This window comes from Achromobacter sp. ACM03 (genome assembly GCF_014851665.1).
In the GTDB taxonomy this organism is placed as follows: Bacteria; Pseudomonadota; Gammaproteobacteria; order Burkholderiales; family Burkholderiaceae_B; genus Achromobacter; species Achromobacter aegrifaciens.
The window spans coordinates 609,907-631,946 of the sequence record NZ_JACVAD010000003.1; the positions used below are offsets into that span (position 1 = coordinate 609,907).

The window sequence follows — 22,040 nt, forward strand, 5'->3', positions numbered from 1 at the left end:
GGACCCCACATGGCTGCAACCCTGCCCAACGCCGGCGCGCTCGCCGGCTGCAAAGTGATAGACCTGTCGCGCGTGCTGGGCGGCCCCTATTGCACGCAGATCCTGGCCGACCACGGCGCCGACGTGCTGAAGATCGAGCCGCCCGGCGGCGACGAGACGCGCGGCTGGGGCCCCCCCTTCCTGGGCGATACGGCGTCCTACTTCATCGGCGTGAACCGCAACAAGGACGGCATGACGCTGGACCTGTCGCAGCCCGCTGGGCAGGAATTGCTGCGCCATCTGCTGGCCGACGCCGATGTGCTGGTGGAGAACTTCAAGCCCGGCACGCTGGAGAAATGGGGCCTGGGATACGAAACGCTGAGCCGCGACTTCCCCGCTTTGATCCATTGCCGGGTCAGCGGCTTCGGCGCGGACGGTCCGCTGGGCGGCCTGCCCGGCTACGACGCCTGCGCCCAGGCCATGTGCGGCCTGATGAGCGTGAACGGCGATGCGGACGGCGAAGCCACCCGGGTCGGACTGCCGGTGGTGGACATGGTGACCGGCCTGAACGCGGCCGTGGCCATCCTGCTGGCGCTCAATGAGCGTACGCGCAGCGGACTGGGGCAATTCCTGGACATCACGCTGTACGACTGCGCCCTGTCGCTGCTGCATCCGCACGCGCCCAATTACTTCTACAGCGGCAAGGTGCCCGCGCGCAGCGGCAACGCGCACCCGAACATCGCGCCCTACGAAACGCTGCCCACGGCCAGCGGCCCGATCTTTCTCGCGGTCGGCAACAACCGCCAGTTCGCGCAGCTGGCTCAGGCTTTGGAAGCGCCAGGATTGGCGGACGATGCGCGCTACGCCACCAACGCCGACCGCCTGCGCAACCGCTCATCCTTGCGCGACGACCTGTCCGCGCTGCTGGCGGGCCACGACGCCGCTGCGCTGGCCGACCGTCTGCTGCGTGGAGGCGTCCCCGCCGCCGCCGTACAGACCGTGGACCAGGCCTTGGCGCATCCGCATACCCGCCATCGCGGCATGGTGCTGGAGCAAGGCGACTATCGCGGCGTGGGTTCGCCGATCAAGCTGTCGCGCACGCCAGCCACGCTGCGCAAGCTGCCGCCGACGCTGCGTCCCGCCGACGCCGGCGAATAGGCCCGCGCGGCCTCAGCCGCCCTGGGCCACGCCTTCGCGGCGCGGATCGGCGCCGCCCTGCAGGCCGCCAGCATCGATCACGATGCCGTGGATGCCGCTGGGGAATTCGGTGATGCGCACCGGATGCCCCATGCGCTCAAGCTCTGGCGCCAGCGCCTCCAGCGCGGTGCCCTTCTCCAGCTCGGTCTCCTTGTTGCGGCTGCCCATGTTCGGCAGGTCGATGGCCGCCTGGATGTCCAGGCCCCAGTCCAGCACGCCCACAATGGTCTTGGCCACATAGTTGATGATGGCGCTGCCGCCCGGCGACCCCACCAGCAGATAGGGCTTGCCATCGCGCAGCACGATCATCGGCGCCATCGAGCTGCGCGGGCGCTTGCCCGGTTCGATGCGGTTGGCGACGAGGCGGCCCTCGGGATCCTTGTAGGACGAGGAAAAATCCGTCATCTCGTTGTTCAGCAGGAAGCCGCGCACGAAGATCTTGCTGCCGAACTCGTTTTCGATGGTGGTCGTCATGCTCAAGGCATTGCCCTGGGCGTCCACCGCCACCAGATGGCTGGTCGAGGGCAGCGCCCACGCGTCGTCCTTGCCCAGCGACAGCAGCTTGCCTTCCGGATCGCCGGGCAGCGCCACCTTCATGCTGCGGTCCGGCTGGATCAGCGCGCCGCGCGCGCGCAGATAGGCGGGGTCCAGCATGGCGCGCACCGGCACCCGCACGAAGTCCGGATCGGCCACGTAGAAATCGCGGTCGGCGAACGCCAGCCGGCCAGCTTCCGAAAAGTAATGCACCGCCTCCAGGCTGCCCGGCTTGTAGCGGGCGAGGGGGAACTGCTCCAGTTCGCCCAACATCTGCAGCACCGCGATCGGGCCGCTGCTGGGCGGCCCCATGCCGCACAGCTGGTAGCCGCGATAGGCGCCGCAGACGGGATCGCGCGTCTTGGCGCGATAGCCCGCCAGGTCGGCCAGGGTCAGGTCGCCGGGTACGGCGTGGCCGCGCACGGCGGCGACGATATCCCGGGCGATGTCGCCCTGGTAGAACGCGTCCGCGCCTTGCTCCGCCACCGCGCGCAGCGTGCGCGCGAATTCCGGGTTCTTCAGCACGTGGCCCACCGGCCAGGGAGCGCCGTCCGGCGCGTAGAAGTAGGCCGCGGCCGCGGCTTGCGTGCGCAGTTCCTTGTTGCCGGCCAAAAGCTTATGCAAGCGCGGCGACACGGCAAAACCTTGTTCGGCCAGCCGGATCGCGGGCTGGAACAAGTCGGCCCAGGGCAGCGCGCCCTGCTCCTTGTGCGCCAGCTCCAAGCCTCGCAGCAAGCCCGGCACGCCCACCGCCAGGCCGCTGTTCACCGCGCGGGCGAATGGCACCGGCTTGCCGTCCGCATCCAGGAAACGTTGCGGCTGGGCCGCGGCGGGCGCGGTCTCGCGGCTGTCGTAGGTCTGGATACGGCCGCTCTTGGCCGAATACACCACCATGAAGGCGCCGCCGCCGATGCCCGACGATTGCGGCTCCACCAGGTTCAGGACCAGTTGGGCGGCGATGGCGGCGTCCACCGCGCTGCCGCCCCGGCGCAGCATCTCGTCGCCCGCCTGCGTCGCCAGCGGATTGGCCGATGCCATCATGAAATGCGGCGCACGCACCAGTTGGCGCGTCTGTATGCCGCTGGCGGCCTCGGGGTTCAGGTCCTCGGCGGCCTGCGGCGTGCGGGCCCAGGCCGCGGGCATGGCGGCAAGCGCGGCGGCAAGCATGAGGGCGGCGGCGTGGCGGGGTGCGCGCATGGGAAGCTCCTGTGTGCGCCGGCTTTCCGGCAGGGGTTCATGATAGTCAAGGCGCCCGCGGCTGTCGCGACGCCAGCCGCATCCGGCTTAGAATCGCGGTTTCCGCCCACCGTCCCCACCGTGCCATGCGTTTGCGCCACATCGAGATTTTCGAAGCGATCCGCCGTACCGGATCCCTGACCGAGGCCGCGGCCGCGCTGCATATCTCGCAGCCCGCGGCCAGCAAGCTCCTGGCGCACGCCGAGGCGCAGCTGGGCTTCAAGCTGTTCGAGCGCGTCAAGGGCCGGCTCGTCGCCACGCGCGAAGCCGAGATCCTCACGCCCGAAGTCGCGCGCCTGAACCAGGACCTCAACAGCGTGCGCAGGCTGGCCGCCAGCCTGCGCGACCATCCCAACGGCCACCTGCGACTGGGCTGCGCGCCAGCGCTGGGCCTGGGGCTGCTGCCCGGCGTGGTGCGCGACAGCCGGGAGGCGCAGCCCGGCATCACCTTCGACATCCACACGCATCACAGCACCGAACTCGTACAGGGGCTGCTGACGCGCGAACTGGACCTGGCCATCACCTTCGACACCAACGACTATCCGGGCCTGACCCGCATGGGGCTGGGCCACACGGAGCTGGTGCACCTGAGCCGCAAGGAAGGCACGGGGCCGCTGCCGCTGGCGGAGCTGACGGCCATGGCGGGCGACACGCTGATCGTGCTGGACGCGGCCGACGCCTCCGGCGCCCTGCTGCAGATGGCATTGGACGCGCAGGGCCTGGATCCGCAAGTCGCCATCCAGGTGCAAACGCACTACGTGGCCTGCGCGCTGGTGGACGCAGGCTGCGGCGACGCCATCGTGGACGCCATCACCGCGCAGGCGATGCTGCGTCCCGGCATGAACCTGCGCCGGCTGGACCCCGCGCTGCGCGTGCCGATCAGCATCATGGTGCGCAACCAGGATCCGCTGTCAGCGCTGCACCGCGACTTCATCGAACGCTTGCGCGCCGCCTGCGAAGCGCTGCAGGCCGGACTCGACGCCGCGGCCTGAAGCGGCCGGCGCACAAAAAAAAACGGGCGCCCGAAGGCGCCCGTCATTGCGTGCAGACAGGGCAGGCAGCGCCCGCCCCGCGCGGCGTCAATCCAGCTTGATGTTCTGCTTCTTCACGACGTCCTTCGCCCAGTCATACTGCTCTTTGATTTCCTTGGCGAATTCTTCCGGCGTGTTGCCCGACGGCGCCGAACCCTGGTCGTCCAGCGCCTTGATGACCTTGGGGTCCTTCAGGGCCACCACGGCAGCGTCGCGCAGCTTGTTCACGACTTCCATCGGCGTGCCCTTGGGCGCCAGCAGACCGTACCAGACCGGCTGGTTCAGCACCGGGAAGCCGGCGTCCTTGAAGGTCGGCACGTCCTTGATCGAATCGATGCGGGTCGGCCACGCGATGGCCATGGCGCGCAGCTTGCCCGCCTGGATCTGCGGCATCGACGACGGCAGGTTGTCGAACAGGATTTCGATCTGGCCGCCGACGGCGTCAGCCACGGCCGGGCCCGAACCCTTGTACGGCACGTGCACGATGTCCGTGCCGGTGGCCATCTTGAACGATTCGCCCATCAGGTGCAGCACGCCGCAAGTGCCCGAGCTGCCGTAGGAGTACTTGCCCGGGTTCTTCTTCAGCTCTTCCAGGAAGCCCTTGAAGTCCTTGGCGGGGAACTTCGGGTTCACGGCCACCACGTTGGCGGTGTTGGCGAAGTTGGTGACCGGCTGGAAGTCCTTGATCGGATCGTAGGGCAGGTCATTGGGGCGGCAAGCGGGGTTCACGGCCATCGTCGACACGGTGGCGATCGACAGCGTGTAGCCGTCGGCATCGGCGCGCGCGGCTTCGGATGCGCCGATGGCGCCACCGGCGCCGCCCTTGTTTTCCACAACCATGGGCTGGCCCAGTTCCTGGCTCATGCGCTGCGTCACCAGGCGCGCGATGATGTCGGTCGAGCCGCCAGGCGCGAACGGAACGATCACGCGGATAGGCTTGCTCGGGTACTTGTCGGCAGCGAAGGCGGCGGAGGCGCCAAAGGTGCCGGCAACGCCGGAGGCCAGGGCAATGGCCACGGCCAGGGAGCGGACTTTATTCATAGGTGTGTTTCCTCCAATATGCGAGCCCGTGTGTGTACGGACCGTTGTGTGATGCGCCTGCCTGTAGACAGGTCAGCAATGAACGGCGGGAGGGCGCAAGTTCTGTGCGCAGGGAGAGCACTGCTTTTATAGGTTGCTTGTGGCACATGCGCCCGCCAGAATGACGGAGAATAGCAGCAAATGCTTACAGACGCATAGCGCCGGGATCCCCTTCTGACGCGCATCAAATACCTGCTCTCACATGTCCGTTGCCCTTCTGGTTTTCCCTGATTTCATGCTGGTCGCGCTGGGTTGGGCGCTGCGTCACAAACTGGATTTCTCGCGCGAATTCTTCGCCGGCACCGAGCGCCTGGTTTACTTCGTCCTGCTCCCCGCACTGCTGTTCCAGTCCATCCTGCGCACCCCCATCACCGCCGGCAACGCCGCCATGCTGCTGCAGGCCTGCGCAGCCGTCATCGCGACCGGCGTCGCGCTGACCTGGCTGGCGCGCTGGGCGCTGCGGCCGTCGCCGCTCAGCCTGGCCTCGTCCGCGCAATGCGGCTACCGCTTCAACACCTATCTCGGCCTGGCCTTGTCGGCCAGCCTGGGCGGCGCCCAGGGCCAGACGGTCATGGCGCTGATCGTCGGGTTCGCCGTGCCGATGGCCAACATGGCGGCGGTCTACGGCCTGGCGCGCCACAGCGGCGGCAACCTGCTGCGCGAACTGGCACGCAACCCGCTGGTCATTTCCACGCTGGCCGGCCTGGCCTGCAATCTGGCCGGCGTGCATCTGCCCGGCCCGCTGGACACGGCGCTGGGACGCCTGGGCGCTGCCGCGCTCGCGCTGGGCATCATGTGCGTGGGCGCCAGCCTTTCATGGGAAGGCGGCAAGGGCCATGGCGCGCTGATCGCCTGGATGCTCGGGGTCAAGCTGCTGGCGCTGCCCGCGGCGGCCCTGCTGATCGCGCATCTGCTGGCGCTGCCGCCGCTGGAATCGCAGATGCTGCTATTGTTCGCGGCCCTGCCCACCGCGTCCGCGGCCTATGTGCTGGCCATGCGCATGGGCGGCGACGGCCGCATGGTGGCCGTGCTGATATCGCTGGGCACGCTGCTTTCGGCGTTGACGATTCCGCTGTGGCTGATGCTCACCGGCGCAGGTTGAGCGGCAAGGCCCGACAACGAAAAAAGACCGCCGCGGCGGTCTTTTTTCATGCACGCACAGGCCCGCTTACTAGGACTTGTGCGCGTTGGTCATGGAAGCCGGCACCACCCATTCGGCGAACTGCGCTTCGGTCACGTAGCCCAGCGCCAACGCCGATTCCTTCAGCGACAGGCCTTCCTTGTGCGCCTTCTTGGCGATCTGCGCGGCCTTGTCGTAGCCGATATGCGGATTCAATGCCGTCACCAGCATCAGCGAACGGTCGACCAGTTCGGCGATGCGCTCGCGATTGGGTTCGATGCCGGCGGCGCAATGCTCGTTGAAGCTGGCCATGCCGTCGGTCAGCAGGCGCACCGATTGCAGGAAGTTGTGGATCACCAGCGGCTTGAACACGTTGAGTTCGAAGTTGCCGCTGGCGCCGCCGATATTGATGGCCACGTCGTTGCCCAGCACCTGCGCCGCCAGCATCGTGATGGCTTCGCATTGCGTCGGGTTGACCTTGCCCGGCATGATCGAGCTACCCGGCTCGTTCTCGGGAATGCTGATTTCACCCAGGCCCGAACGCGGACCGCTGGACAGCCAGCGCACGTCGTTGGCGATCTTCATCAGGCCGGCTGCCAGCGACTTCAGCGCGCCGTGCGCGAACAGCAGCGCTTCGTGCGAAGCCAGGCCCTGGAACTTGTTGGGCGCCGACACGAAGGCAGTGCCGGTGGCATGCGCCAGTTCGGCGGAAACCTTGGCGCTGAACTGCGGGTGCGCGTTCAGGCCCGTGCCCACGGCCGTGCCGCCGATGGCCAGCTGGTGCAGGCCAGGCAGGGTGGCGCGGATCTGCTGCTCGGCCAGGTCCAGCTGGGCCACGTAGCCCGACAGCTCCTGACCCAGCGTCAACGGCGTGGCGTCCTGCAGGTGGGTGCGGCCGATCTTGACGATGTCGTAGAACTCGGCGCTCTTGGCCGCCAGCGTGGCGCGCAGCGCCTTCAGCGAGGGCAGCAGATGATGCTCGACCTGCACCGCCGCCGCCACGTGCATGGCGGTCGGGAAGGTATCGTTGGACGACTGCCCGCGGTTGACGTGGTCGTTGGGGTGGACCTTGCGTTCTTCGCCGCGCACGCCGCCCATCAGTTCCGAAGCGCGGTTGGCCAGCACCTCGTTCATGTTCATGTTGCTTTGCGTGCCCGAGCCGGTCTGCCAGACCGACAGCGGGAACTCGTTGGGCCATTTACCGGCGATCACTTCATCGGCGGCGCGGACGATGCCATCGGCGATCTTCGGATCCAGTTCGCCCAGATCGGCATTGACCTTGGCCGCCGCGCGCTTGAGCCGCGCCATCGCTTCGACCAGGGGGACCGGCATCTTCTCGGTGGAAATCGCGAAAAAATGCAGCGAACGCTGGGTCTGGGCGCCCCAGAGGTGATCCTCAGGGACTTCGATGGGACCAAACGTGTCTTTTTCAATGCGGGTCTTCATGGCGCGTGCTACTCCGTGGCGACGTCGATTACGGCTGACGGCAGCGCGCCAGCCGCGAGAATGTTGAGAATGACAATCAGTTATAGGTTAGCAGAAACCCGCATTCCTATAATTGCGCAAACATCCGTGCTCCCTCCACCGTTTTTACCACTCGCCCCGCGCCATGTCCGCCCCTCTTTGCAGCCTGACCTTGCACCTGCCCGACGAAGCCGCCACGGAATCGCTGGCACGTCAGCTCGCCCCCCTGGTTTCCGGCGGCCAGGCCGGTCCGGCTGGGGGACATATCCACCTCCAGGGGGACCTGGGCGCGGGGAAAACGGCCTTCACACGGGCCCTGTTGCGGGAAAGCGGCATCACGGGACGGATCAAAAGTCCCAGCTACGCGCTGCTTGAATCCTATAAAGTTTCTAACTTATACTTCTATCACCTTGATTTTTATAGATTTAGTGATACGCGAGAATGGTTGGACGCAGGATTCCGGGATTTACTGCGTGACGACGCAGTCGTTTTGATCGAATGGCCGGAGCGGGCCGGGGGCCTTTTGCCCCCTCCCGACCTGCTGATTTCCCTAGCCTATGCAGGCGACGGACGCGACGCCACCCTGACCGCGTACACCGCTCGAGGACAAACATGGTTGAACGCGATTGTCCCCCCGCCCCAGTCGGCGCCCTCCCCTCGGCAGGCGCCACCCGGCGCCGCCTGATCAGCGTCGCCGCCACCCTGCTCGTCCTGCCGGTCCTGCCGCGCCTGGCGCAGGCGGCGACCATCCTGGCTGTGCGCACCTGGCCGGCCGACGAATACACCCGCGTCACGCTGGAGCTCGACAGCGAGCTCAAGGCTGAGCAGTTCACGCTTGAAAACCCCCACCGCCTGGTGGTGGACATTGAGGGACTGACCATCAGCGCGGCCCTGAACGACCTGGTTTCCAAGGTCCGGCCTGACGACCCCTACATCCAGAGCCTGCGGGTGGCGCAAAACCGCCCCAACGTGGTGCGGCTGGTGTTCGACCTGAAGCAGCCCGTGGCGCCCCAGGTGTTCACGCTCAAGCCCGTGGCCGACTACCAGTACCGTCTGGTGCTGGACCTGTATCCGAAGATCGCCCAGGATCCGCTGGTCGCGATCCTGAACAAGCAGACCGGCCCCGACGTGGACGACCCGCTGGCGCGCATCCTGGAAGACATCCAGCGCAACCCGGTGACCCGCGCCGATCCGCCCGAGCCGCCGCGCGTGCGCGGCCAGCAACCGGCGCCCCCGCTGCCCACCGCGCCCAAGCCTCCGCCCGCCACCGCCAGCCGCGGCAAGCAGCGCATGGTCACCATCGCGCTGGATCCCGGCCACGGCGGCGAGGACCCGGGCGCCATCGGCAGCAGCGGCCTGCGCGAGAAAGACGTGGTGCTGCGCATCGCCCGGCGCCTGAAGGCGCTGATCGACAGCCAGCCCTACATGCGCGCCTATCTCACGCGCGACGACGACTACTTCGTGCCCCTGCACGTGCGCGTGCAGAAGGCGCGCCGCGTGCACGCGGACCTGTTCATCTCGATCCACGCGGACGCCTGGATCAAGCCTTCGGCCAATGGCTCGTCGGTGTTCGCGCTGTCGCAGCGCGGCGCCACCAGCGCCCAGGCGCGCTGGATGGCGGACAAGGAAAACGCGGCCGACCTGATCGGCGGCGTCAACCTTGGCAGCCACGACCGCCAGGTGGCCAAGGTACTGCTGGACCTGTCCACCACCGCGCAGATCAACGATTCGCTGAAGGTGGGCAGCGCCTTCCTGGACGAAATCAAGAAGATCAACCGCCTGCACAAGAACAGCGTCGAACAGGCCGGCTTCGCGGTCCTGAAAGCGCCGGACATTCCTTCGGTGCTGGTCGAAACCGCCTTCATCAGCAACCCGCAGGAAGAAGCCCTGCTGCGCAGCACCTCGCATCAGGACAAGCTGGCGCAGGCCATGATGACGGGCATCCAGCGTTACTTCACCGCCAACCCGCCGCTGGCGCGGCTGGGCGATGTGAGCTGACGGCGACGTCTGCCGCCGCATGAAAAAGGGCGTTGCGCTTCACGGCGCAACGCCCTTTTCAATGTGACGCGTGTGCCGCAGCATCCGCTGCGGCGCTTCACGCGCCGCGTTTGGCCTTGATCAGCTTGAACAGGCCCGCGCCGATCACCGGCACGATGGCGGCGGCCAGCCCCAGCAGCACGATGGTATTCAAGTGTTCGCGCACCAGCGGGATGTTGCCGAAGAAGTAGCCCGCGGCCACCAGGCTCACCACCCACAGCAGCGCGCCCAGGATGTTGAACAGCTGGAAGCGCGACTGCGGCATGTCGGCCACGCCCGCGACAAAGGGCGCGAAAGTGCGCACGACCGGGATGAAGCGCGACATGACGATGGTCTTGCCGCCGTGCTTTTCATAGAACGCGTGCGTGCGCATCAACGCGCCGCGGTCCAGAAAGCGCAGGTTCATCGAAAACACGCGCGGCCCGATATAGCGTCCGATGAAGTAGTTCACCGTATTGCCGGTGATGGCGGCGATGATCAGCAGCCCGCCCATCAGGAACGGATCGATGTGCCCGGTCGCGCCGAACGCGCCCGCGATGAACAGCAGCGAATCCCCCGGCAGAAAGGGCAACACGACCAGCCCCGTCTCCGCAAAAACGATCAGGAACAGCACCAGGTACACCCACACGCCATACTGCGCGACCCAGACGCCAAGCGTCTTGTCGATGTGGAGCACCATATTGAAGAATTCGAGCATTGAAGCAACCCTGCCAGCGGAATGGGATATCAGTCCGCGACTATAGCCCACCCGCCCATGACGCTAAAATCGTCCACATAGCCATACCTGAACGCCAGCCACATGACCGAACGCCGCTCCATTCTTGCGCTTCCCGACCTGCTGATCAGTCAGATCGCCGCCGGCGAGGTGATCGAGCGGCCGGCATCCGTGCTCAAGGAAATCCTCGAAAACGCCATCGACGCGGGCGGACGCGCCATTGAAGTGCGCCTGGAAGGCGGCGGCATACGCCGCATTGCCGTGACCGACGACGGCGGCGGCATTCCGCCCGAAGAGCTGCCGCTTGCGCTGGCGCGCCACGCCACCAGCAAGATCCGCTCCTTGAACGAACTGGAATCTGTGGCATCCATGGGGTTCCGCGGCGAAGCGCTGGCCTCGATCGCGTCCGTGGCCCAGGTCACCATCATTTCCCGCACCCGCGATGGCGAGCACGCCTGGCAGATCGATGCAGGCAGCATGCAGGTCAGCCCCGCCTCGGGTCCTCCGGGCACCACGGTGGACGTGCGCCAGTTGTTCGACGCCGTGCCGGCCCGCCGCAAATTCCTGCGCTCCGAGGCCACCGAGTTCGGCCACTGCGTCGACGCCATGGAGCGCATCGCTCTGGCGCATCCGCAGATCGCCTTCCGCCTGTTCCATCACGACCGCGCGCAGCGCCAATGGCTGCCCGCCGAACCGCCGCAGCGCATCCGCGACGTGCTGGGCGCGGAATTCGCCGAACACGGCCTGCTGCTGTCGCACTCGGTCGGCACGGTCAGCCTGGCGGGCATGATCACCCGTCCCACCGCAGCCCGCGCCCGCGCGGACCGCCAGTATCTCTACGTGAACGGCCGCTACGTGCGCGACCGCACCGTCAGCCACGCCCTGCGCGCCGCCTACGCGGACGTACTGCATGGCGACCGCCAGCCCGCCTACGTGCTGTTCCTGGACATCGACCCGGCCGCCGTGGACGTGAACGTGCACCCGGCCAAGCATGAGGTCCGTTTCCGCGACAGCGGCGCGGTGCATCGCTTCGTGTCCCATGCGGTCGGCCAGACCCTGGCGCAGACGGGCGGCGCGTCCGCCGCAGCCCCCGCGGCGCAAAACGACGACGCGGACGACGCCGGGTTCGAAACCGTGGCCCGGCCCGCCACCGCCGCGGCGACCGACGCCGCGCCGCAAGCCTCGCCTTACGCGCCCGCCAGCAGCCCCCGGCCCATGACGGACGCGCCCCGGCCCGCCTACGCCGGCGGCAACGCATCATCATCGTCTTACGGCTTGCGCCCATCGCCCGCGCCGCAGCGCCCGCACACCCAGGTGCCGTTCCGCCTGCATGCCGAACCCGCCGGCATTCCGGCCGCGGACTGGCAATCGCTCTACCGCCCGCTGGATGACGACTCGGCCGCCAAAACCGCGCCGCTGCGCGAACCCGCACCCGCGCCTGTCGCGGCTCTGCCCGCGGACGAAGAACATCCGCTGGGCATGGCGCTGGCGCAGCTGCATGGCATCTACATCCTGGCGCAGACCCGCCGCGGCATCGTGCTGGTGGATATGCATGCCGCGCACGAGCGGGTGGTCTACGAACAGCTCAAGCAAGCCCTGGACGCGCGCAGCCTGCCGCGCCAGGATCTGCTGGTGCCCGTGGTGTTCCATGCCCAGGAAAAGGATGTGGCGCTGGTCGAGGAATACGAAGAGCAGCTGAACGAACTCGGCTTCGAAATGCGCCCGTCCGGCCCCACCTCGATCGCCGTGCGCTCGGTGCCGGCCATCCTGGCCCGCGGCGACATCGAAACGCTGGCCCGCGCCGTGCTGCGCGACCTGGGCGCCGTGGGCGTGTCGCGCCTGCTGACGGAACAGCGCAACGAGCTGCTGTCCACCATGGCCTGCCATGGTTCCGTGCGCGCCAACCGCAAGCTCACCATCGAAGAAATGAACGGCCTGCTGCGCCAGATGGAAGCAACCGAACGCGCCGACCAGTGCAACCACGGCCGCCCCACCTGGATCCAGTGGTCGGTGTCCGACCTGGACAAGCTCTTCCTGCGCGGACAATAAGCTTGTCGCCGTCCTCCTCCCCCAACGCGACGCCGCTGGTCATCTGCCTGGCCGGCCCCACCGCGGCCGGCAAGAGCGCCTCCACCCTGGCGCTGGCCGAGCGCTGGCCGCTGGAAATCGTCAACGTCGATTCCGCCACGATCTATCGCGGCATGGACATCGGCACGGCCAAGCCCTCGCCCGAGGAACAGGCGCAGGTGCCGCAGCATCTGCTGGACATCCTCGACCCCATCCAGTCGTACTCCGCAGCCGACTTCGTCGCCGATGCGCTGCGCCTGATAGACGAGATCCGCGCACGCGGACGCATCCCGCTGCTGGCGGGCGGCACCATGATGTACTACAAGGCGCTGCGCGACGGCCTGGACGATCTGCCGCAGGCGGATCCGGCGCTGCGCGCCGAGCTGGAAGCGCGCGCCGCCGTCCAGGGCTGGCCCGCGCTGCACGCCGAACTGGCGCAGCTGGATCCCGTCACTGCCGCACGCCTGGCGCCCAACGACAGCCAGCGCATCCAGCGCGCGCTGGAGATCTGCATGCTGTCCGGCCAGCCCATGTCGGCCCTGCTGCTGCGCAGCCAGCGTCCGCGCGACGCGACGGGCAACCAGTACCTCACCATCAGCCTGGAGCCTTCCGACCGCGCCGCGCTGCATGCCCGCATCGAGCAACGCTTCGACGCCATGCTGGACCGCGGCCTGCTCGACGAAGTCCGCGCCCTGCGCGCCAGGGGCGACCTGCATACCGGGCTGCCCTCGGTCCGTTGCGTGGGCTACCGGCAGATGTGGGCGCACCTGGACGGCGAGGTCGACCTCGCCACCGCCCGCGAACAAGGCATCGCCGCCACGCGCCAGCTGGCCAAGCGCCAGATCACCTGGCTGCGCGCGCAGCCCGAGCGCGTCATCGTCGACTGCCTGGCGGCGGATGCCGTGGCGCAAACCATAGACGCGATGGCCGTCGCGCTGGCGGGACGCGCCTAGCCAGGCGCCAGACACAAAAAAACCGCGCCGTGGCGCGGTTCTTCGTTGCGGACAGCGTGGCTTACACCACGAAGGTTTGCGCCATGCCTTCCTTCTGCTCGACGATCTCGCCCAGCGTGCTGACGGTCTCGCCCTGCTCGCGCAGCGTGGCGGCGATGGCTTCGGCCTGCGCCGGATCCACCACCAGCACCATGCCGATGCCGCAGTTGAAAACGCGGTACATCTCGGTGTCTTCGACCTGGCCCTGCTCTTGCAGCCACTGGAACAGCTTGGGCATTTCCCAGTTGGCGCGGTGCAGCTTGGCCGACAGGCCGGGCTGCAGGATGCGCGGCACGTTGTCCAGCAAGCCGCCGCCCGTGATGTGGGCCAGGCCCTTGATGCTGGTGCCGTGCTTGGCCAGGGCGGCCAGCACCTGCTTCACGTAGATGCGCGTCGGCGCCATGACCACGTCAACCATCGGCTGGCCGTGGAAATCGTCGTCGGGCTTGGCGTTGGCGCGTTCCAGGATCTTGCGCAGCAGCGAATAGCCGTTGGAGTGCGCACCGCTGGAAGCCAGGCCCAGCACCACGTCGCCGGTCTTGATCGACTGGCCGGTGATGATGGCGGACTTTTCCACCGCTCCCACCGCGAAGCCGGCCAGGTCGTACTCGCCGTCCGGATACATGCCCGGCATTTCGGCGGTTTCACCGCCGATCAGCGCGCAGCCCGACAGCTCGCAACCCTTGGCGATGCCGCCCACCACGGCCGCCGCCGTATCCACCGAAAGCTTGCCGCAGCCGAAATAGTCCAGGAAGAACAGCGGCTCCGCGCCCTGCACCAGGATGTCGTTGACGCTCATGGCGACCAGGTCGATACCCACGGTGTCGTGGCGGTTCCAGTCGAACGCCAGGCGCAGCTTGGTGCCCACGCCGTCGGTGCCCGAGACCAGCACGGGTTCCTTGTACGACTTCGGCACTTCGAACAGGCCGCCAAAGCCGCCGATACCGGCCAGCACCCCGGGACGCATGGTGCGCGCCGCAAGCGGTTTGATACGGTCGACCAGGGCGTCGCCTGCGTCGATGTCGACACCGGCATCGCGGTAGGTCATAGGGGCGGTAGGTTGATTCGTCATGAGAAATGCCGTGGGGTATGTAACAATTGCTGGGATTTTGGTGGAACGCCCTGCATTTTACGATGTTGCGGGGACTAGCAGGGATCGGCGCCGCCAAAGCGGTCCGGACGGCGACCGCGCCGGCTCGCCCGGCCAGGGCGGGCAAGAGGGGCCGGATCGGCGCAAACCCAAGCCAGCCCAGGCCCATCGACGCGACACCCTGGCCCCAGGTGGTTTAAAGTGTAGGGTTGGCCGGTATTGATTTTGTCGGTTCCGTGGTGCAAACCCCGGAGTTTCGCGCCCGGCCAGCGACGTTTTGACCCGTTGTACTGACCTGTAGCCGTATTGACCCGTACTACCCGCCTCGTTTCGGCACCTTGTAAGCTCCCATGAACCGCCAGCTGCTGCTTGACGTTCTTCCCGCGCCAGCGCCATCGCTGAACAACTATATCGCCGGCCCCAACGGGGAAGCGCTGGCGGCAGTGCGCGCGCTGCTTCCTGGCCGCGCCCTGTACATCTGGGGCGCCGCGGGCTGCGGCCGCAGCCATCTGCTGCGCGCGCTGACCGCCCGCCCCGACGCCGTCTATATCGACGCCGAGACTGGCGAAAACATGCTGCGCCGCCTGGCCGAAGCCGATTCCAAGTCGCCCATGCCCAAGTTCGTGGCGGTCGACGACGTGCACCGCATGAACGACAGCCGCCAGGCCGCCCTGTTCGCGCTCTACAACCGCTGGCGCGAATCCGCCGCCACCGGCCGCGCCTTCGCGCTGGCGCTGGCGGGCGACCGCGCTCCGCTGTCGATGCCGCTGCGCGAGGACTTGCGCACGCGCCTGGGCTGGGACCTGGTTTTCCGCCTTGACCCGCTGTCCGACGCCGACAAGCTGGCCGCCCTGTCGGCCCAGGCGGCTGCCCGCGGCATGCACCTGGCGCCCGAAATCATCAATTGGATGCTCACGCACCACGAGCGCGACATCCGCAAGCTGGCGGAGCTGATCGACGCGCTGGACCGCTATTCCCTGGCCACCGGCCGTCCCATCACCCTACCTCTGCTGCGGGCCATGCTCGCAGATCCTGATTCACAACGCACATGACCTCCCGACGTCTCGCCCTGTTCGACCTGGATCACACCCTGTTGCCGCTGGATAGCGACTACCAATGGGCCGACTATCTGGCACGCACGGGCCGCGCCGGGGATCCCGCCGAAGCCCGCCGCCAGAACGACGATCTGATGGATCGCTACAACCGCGGCGAGCTCACCGCCGAGCAGGCGGCCGAGTTCATGCTCGGCCTGCTGGCCGCGCACACGCCTTACGACCTGGCGGCCTGGCATGAAGCCTTCATGGAAGAAGTGATCCGCCCGTCCATGACGCCCGCCGCGCGCGACCTGGTGCAATCGCACCTGGAAGCCGGCGACCTGTGCGCGGTGGTCACGGCCACCAACAGCTTCGTCACCGCTCCCATCGCGCGCGCCTTCGGCGTGCCCCACCTCGTGGCCACCGACGCGGAATACCTGCGCGGGCGCTACACCGGCCGCATCCTGGGCACGCCCAGTTTCAAGGAAGGCAAGGTGGTGCGCGTCAACGACTGGCTGGCCGGCATGGGTTTGGGACTTGCGGATTTTTCGGAATCGTTTTTCTATAGCGATTCGGTCAACGATGTACCCCTGCTGGAGAAAGTGACCCGTCCGATCGCAGCCAACCCCAGCCCCACCCTGCGCGGCATCGCCCAGGAGCGCGGCTGGCAGGTGATCGACTTGTTCGACCACATGGAAGATTCGAAGTCCTAAATGATCACTGAAACCATAAAAAAATTCGTCGGCCGACTATTCGCGCCGGCAGCCCGGGGGCCGTTGCGCATCGCGCGCGACAAGCACGGCATCGACCGCCGCAACGTCTCGCGCCACGCGATCAAGGTCTGCGAGGTGCTGCGCCAGCACGGCTATGACGCCTACATCGTCGGCGGCGCCGTGCGCGACCTGATCGTGGGCCTGGAGCCCAAGGACTTCGACGTGGCCACCAACGCCACGCCCGAGCAGATCCGTCCGCTGTTCCGCCGCGCCCGCATCATCGGCCGCCGCTTCCAGCTGGTGCACGTGGTCTTCGGCCAGGAAATCATCGAAACCTCCACCTTCCGCGCCCCCGCCTCGGAAGACCAGGAGACCGACGAACACGGTCGCATCCTGCGCGACAACGTATTCGGTTCGCACGAAGAAGACGCGGCGCGCCGCGACTTCACCATGAACGCGCTCTACTACGACCCGCACAACGAGGAAGTCATCGACTTCCACAACGGCGTGGCCGACCTGAAAAAGCGCCAGGTCCGCATCATCGGCGACCCGACCAAGCGCTACCGCGAAGACCCGGTCCGCATGCTGCGCGCCGTGCGCTTCGCCGCCAAGCTGAACGGCACCATCGACCCGGCCACGCGCCAGCCCATCAGCACCATGGCCGAGCTCATCGAGAACGTGCCGGCCTCGCGCCTGTTCGACGAAATGCTCAAGCTGCTGACCTGCGGCCATGCCATGGACTGCCTGCGCCAGCTGCGCGCCGACGGCCTGCACAAGGGCCTCTTGCCCCTGCTGGACGTGGTGCTGGAGCAACCCGGCGGCGAGCATTTCGTGGAGCTTGCGCTGGAACGCACCGACGCGCGCGTGCGCTCGGGCAAGACCATCAGCCCCAGCTTCCTGTTCGCCGCGCTGCTGTGGCAACAGGTGGAAGCGCGCTGGAAGCAGCTGCGCGCGCAGGGCGAGCACACCATCCCCGCCCTGTCGCAAGCCGCCGATTCGGTGCTGGACGAACAGACCGAAAAGCTCGCCATCCAGCGCCGCTTCTCGTCCGACATGCGCGAGATCTGGTTCATGCAGCCACGTTTCGAGCGCCGCATGGGCAAGACCATCTACCGCATGATCGAACAGCCGCGCTTCCGCGCCGCCTGCGACTTCCTGCAACTGCGCGCCGCCGCCGGCGAGTTCGACAGCGTGCTGGCGCAATGGTGGATGGACCTGGCCAACGCCGACGACGTCACCCGCAGCGAGATGATCGAAGAGGTGTCCCGCCAACCGCGCGATGCCGGCGACGCCCCCTCCGCCCCGCGCAAGCGCCGCCGTCCCCGCCGTTCGCCCTCGCGTGGCACGCCGCCCGCAGCGGGTTAAGTCATGACCGCTCCTGTGCGCGCCTACGTCGCGCTGGGCGCCAACCTGGGCGACGGCGCAGCCACGCTGCGCAGTGTCCTGGCTGAATTGCAGGAAACCGGCGGCATCGCCGCGGTGGCGGCATCGCCGTTCTACCGCAGCGCGCCGGTCGAAGCCACCGGCCCCGACTTCGTCAACGCAGTGGCGGCGCTGGACACGCATCTGACCCCGCTGGCCCTGCTGGATGCGCTGCAGGCGCTGGAAAACCGGCACGGCCGCGAGCGCCCCTACAAGAATGCGCCGCGCACGCTGGATCTGGACCTGCTGCTGTACGGCGACACCGTGCTGGACCATGAGCGGCTGACGCTGCCCCACCCTCGTATGCACCTGCGCGCCTTCGTGCTGCTGCCCCTGCGCGACCTGGCTCCCGGCCTGGCGCTGCAAGGCAAGCCCATCGGCGACTGGATCGCCGCGATCCACGACCAGCCGATAACGCGCATCGCGGACTGAACGCCGGCGGCCAAGCCCGCCCGCTATTCCTTCGGCGCGTAGGCCATCAGCACGCGCTCCACGTCCTCGACCTGCGGCAGGCCCGCTTCATTGCCCAGATGCTGGATCTTGTGGGCCGAAGCCGCGCGCGCAAAGGTGAAGTGCTCCGCCCACGGCAGTTCCGGCCGGTTCAGATAGGACCAGACGTAGGCGCCGTGGAACACGTCCCCGGCCCCCGAGGTATCGACAATGCTGGCGGCCGGCACGTCCAGCGCGGGCAGGACATCCACCGTTCCCGTCTCGTCGTACCAGAGCATGCCGCGCTCGCCCATGGTGACCGCGCCGATGCGGCAGCCGCGCGCCTTCAGCAGTTCCAGCAGGCCTGACGGCGCAAGCCCCAATTGTTCGCACATGCGCTCCGCGCAGACCGCCACGTCGACGTGGCGCAGCAGCTCGTCGGTGTTCTCGCGCACGCCGCCGCCATCGAGCGAGGTCAGCACGCCCGCCTGCCGACACGCCTGCGCGTAATGCAGGGCGGCGTCGGGCTGATGCCCGTCCAGGTGCAAGGCACGGTAGCCGCCGATGTCCAGCCGCGGAAAGTCGTTCAGGTAGTCCACGTCGCGCGCACGCACGATGGCGCGCTTGCCGTGATTGGGCATGATGAAGGACAGGGACGAACGGCTCACTTTGCGCGCATGCAGCGACACCCCGTGCGCCGCAGCCATGTCCGTGTACATGTGGCCCAGCCAGTCCGATGCCAGCGAGCAGATCAGGTCCGGCGGCGTGCCCAGCCGCGCGCAGGCGAACGCGGCCGTCACCGCGTTGCCGCCGAAGGACACCGCGTAGTCGCGCGCCACGCTTTTTTCATCGCCCGTAGGCCATACGTCCGCCAGCACGGTGACGTCGATATAAGTGTGTCCGATGAAGAGCGCTTCGCCCATGGAGCTGCCGGAAAGAAGTGATCGGAACCGGCCTAGATGCCGGTGGTTTCGCCCGCCTGCGCCAGCACCAGTCGCGCGCGTGCGATGACTGGGGCGTCGACCATCTTGCCGTCCAGCATGAAGGTGCCGGCCGAAGTGTCGCGATGCGTGGCGATGACGCGGCGCGCCCAGGCCAGTTCCTGCGCCGCGGGCACGAAGGCCGCGTGGATCACCGGCACTTGCGTGGGGTGGATGCACAGCATGCCGCCAAAGCCCATTTGCTGCGCGCGGCCGGCGGCATGCGCCAGCCCGGCCTGGTCCTGGATGCCCGGAAACACGCCATCCAGCGCGGGCGCCAGTCCGGCTGCGCGGCTGTGCAGCAGCACCTGCACGCGCGCCTGGTCCAGCACGGTTTGCGCCCCCGGCGTATCGGGCGTCAGTCCCAGGTCCAGGCCGTAGTCCAGACTGCCGAAGGCCAGGCGCTCCACGCCGGGCGTGGCGGCGACTTCCGCAACGTTGAGGATGCCCTGGGCGGTTTCCAGGATGGGAATCACCCGCAGGCCCGCCTGGACCACATGGCGCACCTGCGCCAGGCTCTCGGCCTTGGGCAGCAGCACGCCGGCCACCCCGGGCTTGCCGCGGCAGGCCTTGAGATCGTCGTCGTGCCAGGAAGTGGAGGCGTCGTTGATCCGCACCCACAGCCGGACGCGCGGATTCGTCCCCAGGAAATCGCACAGCGCTTCCCGGGCGGCCGCCTTGGCCAGATGCTCCACCGCGTCTTCCAGATCGACGATGACGGCGTCGGCGCCGGCGGCCAGCGCCTTGGGGATGCGCTCGGGGCGCGACGCCGGCACGAACAGCGCGCTACGGACAACGGGATGCGTCACACGACCTCCGATGCATGGAACTGCGCCACCTGATCGGGCGCGTATCCCAATGATGCTAGCACCGCATCGGTGTTTTGGCCCACCGCGGGCACCGCGGCCATGCGCGGCGCGAAGGCGTTGCTGCTGGCCGGAGGCAGCAGCGCGGGCAGCTCGCCGGCGGGGCTGTCCACCTGGCTCCAGCGGCCTCGGGCCTGCAATTGCGGATGGGCCCAGACGCCGGCCATGTCGTTGACGCGCGCATTGGCGATCTGCGCGTCCTCCAGCCGCTGCGTCACCTGTTCGATGGACAGGTCGGCGAAGGCGGCCACGATCAGCGCGCGCAGGTCGTCGCGGTTGGCGGTGCGCAGCGAATTGGAGATGAAGCGCGGGTCTTCCGCGAGTTCCGCCTGGCGCAGCACCTGGGCGCAGAACACGCGCCATTCGCGCTCGTTCTGCAGGCCCAGCATGATGGTGGCGCCGTCGCCCACGGGGAACGGCCCGTAGGGATAGATGGAGGCGTGGGCCGCGCCCGCGCGCACGGGCGGCGTGGCGCCGTCGAAGGCGTAGTACATGGGAAACCCCATCCACTCCACCATGCTCTCCAGCATGGAGACGTCCAGGCGGCTGCCCAGGCCCGTTTTCTGCCGCAGCAGCAATGCGTTCAGGATCGCGGAATAGGCGTACATGCCGGCCGCGATGTCGGCAATGGAGCAACCGGCCTTGACCGGATCGTCCCTGGTACCCGTCACGGACAGGAAACCGCTTTCGCTCTGGATCAGCAGGTCGTAGGCCTTCTTGTCCTGATAGGGCCCGCCTTCGCCATAGCCCGAGATATCGCAGACGATCAGGCGCGGATACTTCTTGTGCAGGGCGTCAAAAGACAGTCCCAGACGCGCAGCGGCGCCGGGCGCCAGGTTCTGCACCAGCACGTCGGCCGTCTCCAGCAGGCGCTCCATGACGCCACCCGCCTCCTCGCGCTTGAGGTCCAGCGTCAGGCTTTCCTTGGACCGGTTGGTCCAGACGAAATGCGAGGACAGGCCGCGCACGCGCTCGTCGTAGCCGCGGGCGAAGTCCCCGCCGCCGGGACGTTCGATCTTGATGACGCGCGCGCCCATGTCCGCGAGCTGGCGGGTGCAGAACGGCGCGGCGATCGCGTGCTCCAGGCTGACGACGGTGATGCCGTCCAGGGGACGGGGGGCCTCTATGCTCATTCTGTAAACCTCAGTTCAGCTTGGTGGGCCAGCGTGCCGTCCTGCTCAGCCCAGAGCTGGGCCACGCCCGGCTCGGTCAAGCGGCCGGCCACCTGGAAGGGTGCGGGCGCAATCAGCGGACGCAGGCCGCGATACGACAGGTGGGTCAGGCGCGCCTGCGGATGGGCGCGGGAGAAGGCGGCAACCATCTCGGTGGCGATGAGCGGGCCGTGCACCACCAGCCCGGGATAGCCCTCGGTGCCCGTCACGTAGGGATGGTCGTAGTGGATGCGATGGCCGTTGAAGGTCACCGCCGAGTAGCGGAACAGCAGCACCGGCGACGGCTCAACGGTATCGCGCCACTGCGCCTGCGGCGCGGGCTCGCTGCCCGTGAGCTTGGGCGGCGTCGGCTGCCGATAGACGATGTCCTGCTCCTCGTGGATGGCGACCTCGCCTTCCTGGCGGAACTCGTGGCGCACGGTCACGAACAGCAGTGCGCCAGTGCGCCCTGCCTTTTCCTTGACATCGATCACCGTGGATTCGCGCTCCGCGGGCACGCCGACCAACAGCGGCCGGCGGAACTCGACCCGGCCGCCCGCCCACATGCGGTTGCGGTCCTGGGCCGGCGGCAAAAAGCCGCCGCGCGCCGGATGGCCATCCGTCCCCAGCCCGCCCATGTCCACCGTGGAAATGAAGAACGCCCATTGCCACAGCGGCGGCAAGGCATCGCCCTGGACCGGCGCCGGACCGCCCAGGGTTGCCGCGATGCGCGCGCCGTGGCCAGGATCCATGGCGTCCGCCCTGCGTTCGCCGCTGCCGATCCAGGCGGCCGGATCTGTAGATGTCATGCCGATATCCTCTGCTGGGGTTTTTACAGACTGAAGCATGCCCGCAAGCCGTCCCGCTTGTGAATTCGTTTTTGCTCAAGGCGGGGTTTGCGCT

20 protein-coding genes are annotated in these 22,040 nt (G+C 67.8%); 11 read left to right on the plus strand and 9 right to left on the minus strand.

What is annotated here, in order from left to right:
• Positions 1 to 9: 9 nt before the first annotated feature.
• Positions 10 to 1,137, plus strand: coding sequence for a CaiB/BaiF CoA-transferase family protein (locus IB257_RS18525; protein ID WP_192492656.1), 1,128 nt, complete (start codon positions 10 to 12; stop codon positions 1,135 to 1,137).
• 12 nt (positions 1,138 to 1,149) lie between these two features.
• Here the strand turns inward: IB257_RS18525 and ggt are convergent, their stop codons facing one another.
• Positions 1,150 to 2,907 carry a gamma-glutamyltransferase gene (gene ggt, locus IB257_RS18530; RefSeq protein WP_119452125.1) on the minus strand — a complete coding sequence of 586 codons (1,758 nt, stop codon included), beginning with the start codon at positions 2,905 to 2,907 and terminating at the stop codon, positions 1,150 to 1,152.
• A 125-nt stretch (positions 2,908 to 3,032) separates the two neighbouring features.
• Here ggt and IB257_RS18535 point away from each other — a divergent pair, with 125 nt between their 5' ends.
• A complete protein-coding gene (locus tag IB257_RS18535; RefSeq protein WP_054457455.1) occupies positions 3,033 to 3,938 on the plus strand; it encodes a LysR family transcriptional regulator in 906 nt (301 codons plus the stop codon).
• A gap of 87 nt (positions 3,939 to 4,025) precedes the next feature.
• On the opposite strand, the gene IB257_RS18540 is transcribed toward IB257_RS18535, so the two are convergent.
• Positions 4,026 to 5,018 carry a tripartite tricarboxylate transporter substrate binding protein BugE gene (locus IB257_RS18540; RefSeq protein WP_054457457.1) on the minus strand — a complete coding sequence of 331 codons (993 nt, stop codon included), beginning with the start codon at positions 5,016 to 5,018 and terminating at the stop codon, positions 4,026 to 4,028.
• A gap of 241 nt (positions 5,019 to 5,259) precedes the next feature.
• Here IB257_RS18540 and IB257_RS18545 point away from each other — a divergent pair, with 241 nt between their 5' ends.
• A complete protein-coding gene (locus IB257_RS18545; protein ID WP_175181109.1) occupies positions 5,260 to 6,159 on the plus strand; it encodes an AEC family transporter in 900 nt (299 codons plus the stop codon).
• A gap of 69 nt (positions 6,160 to 6,228) precedes the next feature.
• Here the strand turns inward: IB257_RS18545 and fumC are convergent, their stop codons facing one another.
• Entirely contained in the window at positions 6,229 to 7,623 is a 1,395-nt protein-coding gene (fumC, locus tag IB257_RS18550) for a class II fumarate hydratase (protein WP_054457461.1), read from the minus strand.
• 163 nt (positions 7,624 to 7,786) lie between these two features.
• Between fumC and tsaE the strand changes: the two genes are divergently transcribed.
• Positions 7,787 to 8,326 (plus strand): tRNA (adenosine(37)-N6)-threonylcarbamoyltransferase complex ATPase subunit type 1 TsaE, encoded by a 540-nt coding sequence (gene tsaE / locus IB257_RS18555; protein ID WP_054457463.1) that lies wholly within the window; start codon positions 7,787 to 7,789, stop codon positions 8,324 to 8,326.
• Complete coding sequence (locus tag IB257_RS18560; RefSeq protein ID WP_054457465.1) at positions 8,254 to 9,639, plus strand: N-acetylmuramoyl-L-alanine amidase; 1,386 nt, start codon at positions 8,254 to 8,256, stop codon at positions 9,637 to 9,639. Before tsaE ends, IB257_RS18560 begins: the two co-directional genes overlap by 73 nt.
• Positions 9,640 to 9,736: 97 nt before the next feature.
• On the opposite strand, the gene IB257_RS18565 is transcribed toward IB257_RS18560, so the two are convergent.
• Positions 9,737 to 10,375 carry a VTT domain-containing protein gene (locus IB257_RS18565; protein ID WP_175163801.1) on the minus strand — a complete coding sequence of 213 codons (639 nt, stop codon included), beginning with the start codon at positions 10,373 to 10,375 and terminating at the stop codon, positions 9,737 to 9,739.
• Positions 10,376 to 10,477: 102 nt separating this feature from the next.
• Between IB257_RS18565 and mutL the strand changes: the two genes are divergently transcribed.
• Positions 10,478 to 12,442, plus strand: coding sequence for a DNA mismatch repair endonuclease MutL (gene mutL / locus IB257_RS18570; protein WP_175213818.1), 1,965 nt, complete (start codon positions 10,478 to 10,480; stop codon positions 12,440 to 12,442).
• Positions 12,443 to 12,444: 2 nt separating this feature from the next.
• A complete protein-coding gene (miaA, locus tag IB257_RS18575; protein ID WP_054457470.1) occupies positions 12,445 to 13,413 on the plus strand; it encodes a tRNA (adenosine(37)-N6)-dimethylallyltransferase MiaA in 969 nt (322 codons plus the stop codon).
• Between the two features lie 61 nt (positions 13,414 to 13,474).
• Here the strand turns inward: miaA and purM are convergent, their stop codons facing one another.
• Positions 13,475 to 14,524, minus strand: coding sequence for a phosphoribosylformylglycinamidine cyclo-ligase (purM, locus tag IB257_RS18580; protein ID WP_054457472.1), 1,050 nt, complete (start codon positions 14,522 to 14,524; stop codon positions 13,475 to 13,477).
• 368 nt (positions 14,525 to 14,892) lie between these two features.
• Between purM and hda the strand changes: the two genes are divergently transcribed.
• The 4 genes from hda to IB257_RS18600 are packed head-to-tail and all read left to right on the plus strand — an operon-like array spanning position 14,893 to position 18,143.
• A complete protein-coding gene (hda, locus tag IB257_RS18585) occupies positions 14,893 to 15,594 on the plus strand; it encodes a DnaA regulatory inactivator Hda (protein ID WP_054457473.1) in 702 nt (233 codons plus the stop codon).
• Positions 15,591 to 16,289: an HAD family phosphatase gene (locus IB257_RS18590; RefSeq protein ID WP_013391641.1), complete on the plus strand. Its 699-nt coding sequence runs from the start codon at positions 15,591 to 15,593 to the stop codon at positions 16,287 to 16,289. Before hda ends, IB257_RS18590 begins: the two co-directional genes overlap by 4 nt.
• On the plus strand, positions 16,290 to 17,654 hold the full coding sequence (gene pcnB, locus IB257_RS18595; protein WP_054457475.1) for a polynucleotide adenylyltransferase PcnB: 1,365 nt from the start codon (positions 16,290 to 16,292) through the stop codon (positions 17,652 to 17,654).
• 3 nt (positions 17,655 to 17,657) lie between these two features.
• Positions 17,658 to 18,143 carry a 2-amino-4-hydroxy-6-hydroxymethyldihydropteridine diphosphokinase gene (locus IB257_RS18600; RefSeq protein WP_054457477.1) on the plus strand — a complete coding sequence of 162 codons (486 nt, stop codon included), beginning with the start codon at positions 17,658 to 17,660 and terminating at the stop codon, positions 18,141 to 18,143.
• A gap of 23 nt (positions 18,144 to 18,166) precedes the next feature.
• On the opposite strand, the gene IB257_RS18605 is transcribed toward IB257_RS18600, so the two are convergent.
• Genes IB257_RS18605 through IB257_RS18620 form a run of 4 tightly spaced genes read right to left on the minus strand, consistent with a single transcriptional unit; the run spans position 18,167 to position 21,946 of the window.
• Positions 18,167 to 19,063 (minus strand): sugar kinase, encoded by an 897-nt coding sequence (locus IB257_RS18605; protein WP_175213816.1) that lies wholly within the window; start codon positions 19,061 to 19,063, stop codon positions 18,167 to 18,169.
• A 32-nt stretch (positions 19,064 to 19,095) separates the two neighbouring features.
• The gene (locus IB257_RS18610; protein WP_192492657.1) at positions 19,096 to 19,929 is read right to left on the minus strand and encodes a CoA ester lyase; all 834 of its coding nucleotides are present in this window, start codon (positions 19,927 to 19,929) and stop codon (positions 19,096 to 19,098) included.
• Positions 19,926 to 21,119, minus strand: a complete 1,194-nt coding sequence (locus tag IB257_RS18615; protein WP_054457482.1) for a CaiB/BaiF CoA-transferase family protein — start codon at positions 21,117 to 21,119, stop codon at positions 19,926 to 19,928. Before IB257_RS18615 ends, IB257_RS18610 begins: the two co-directional genes overlap by 4 nt.
• Positions 21,116 to 21,946 (minus strand): MaoC family dehydratase N-terminal domain-containing protein, encoded by an 831-nt coding sequence (locus IB257_RS18620; protein ID WP_192492658.1) that lies wholly within the window; start codon positions 21,944 to 21,946, stop codon positions 21,116 to 21,118. The genes IB257_RS18615 and IB257_RS18620 overlap by 4 nt, the downstream gene beginning before the upstream one ends.
• Between the last annotated feature and the right edge of the window lie 94 nt (positions 21,947 to 22,040).

Excerpts from the sequence above, each read along its gene's own strand:
- IB257_RS18560 (WP_054457465.1), top strand. The coding sequence starts at position 8,254 with ATGGTTGAACGCGATTGTCCCCCCGCCCCAGTCGGCGCCCTCCCCTCG.
- IB257_RS18600 (WP_054457477.1), top strand. The coding sequence starts at position 17,658 with ATGACCGCTCCTGTGCGCGCCTACGTCGCGCTGGGCGCCAACCTGGGC.
- ggt (WP_119452125.1), bottom strand. The coding sequence starts at position 2,907 with ATGCGCGCACCCCGCCACGCCGCCGCCCTCATGCTTGCCGCCGCGCTT.
- IB257_RS18615 (WP_054457482.1), bottom strand. The coding sequence starts at position 21,119 with ATGAGCATAGAGGCCCCCCGTCCCCTGGACGGCATCACCGTCGTCAGC.
- IB257_RS18540 (WP_054457457.1), bottom strand. The coding sequence starts at position 5,018 with ATGAATAAAGTCCGCTCCCTGGCCGTGGCCATTGCCCTGGCCTCCGGC.
- IB257_RS18525 (WP_192492656.1), top strand. The coding sequence starts at position 10 with ATGGCTGCAACCCTGCCCAACGCCGGCGCGCTCGCCGGCTGCAAAGTG.
- IB257_RS18605 (WP_175213816.1), bottom strand. The coding sequence starts at position 19,063 with ATGGGCGAAGCGCTCTTCATCGGACACACTTATATCGACGTCACCGTG.
- purM (WP_054457472.1), bottom strand. The coding sequence starts at position 14,524 with ATGACGAATCAACCTACCGCCCCTATGACCTACCGCGATGCCGGTGTC.
- fumC (WP_054457461.1), bottom strand. The coding sequence starts at position 7,623 with ATGAAGACCCGCATTGAAAAAGACACGTTTGGTCCCATCGAAGTCCCT.
- IB257_RS18620 (WP_192492658.1), bottom strand. The coding sequence starts at position 21,946 with ATGACATCTACAGATCCGGCCGCCTGGATCGGCAGCGGCGAACGCAGG.
- IB257_RS18590 (WP_013391641.1), top strand. The coding sequence starts at position 15,591 with ATGACCTCCCGACGTCTCGCCCTGTTCGACCTGGATCACACCCTGTTG.
- IB257_RS18565 (WP_175163801.1), bottom strand. The coding sequence starts at position 10,375 with ATGCTCGAATTCTTCAATATGGTGCTCCACATCGACAAGACGCTTGGC.
- tsaE (WP_054457463.1), top strand. The coding sequence starts at position 7,787 with ATGTCCGCCCCTCTTTGCAGCCTGACCTTGCACCTGCCCGACGAAGCC.
- IB257_RS18545 (WP_175181109.1), top strand. The coding sequence starts at position 5,260 with ATGTCCGTTGCCCTTCTGGTTTTCCCTGATTTCATGCTGGTCGCGCTG.
- IB257_RS18535 (WP_054457455.1), top strand. The coding sequence starts at position 3,033 with ATGCGTTTGCGCCACATCGAGATTTTCGAAGCGATCCGCCGTACCGGA.
- mutL (WP_175213818.1), top strand. The coding sequence starts at position 10,478 with ATGACCGAACGCCGCTCCATTCTTGCGCTTCCCGACCTGCTGATCAGT.
- pcnB (WP_054457475.1), top strand. The coding sequence starts at position 16,290 with ATGATCACTGAAACCATAAAAAAATTCGTCGGCCGACTATTCGCGCCG.
- hda (WP_054457473.1), top strand. The coding sequence starts at position 14,893 with ATGAACCGCCAGCTGCTGCTTGACGTTCTTCCCGCGCCAGCGCCATCG.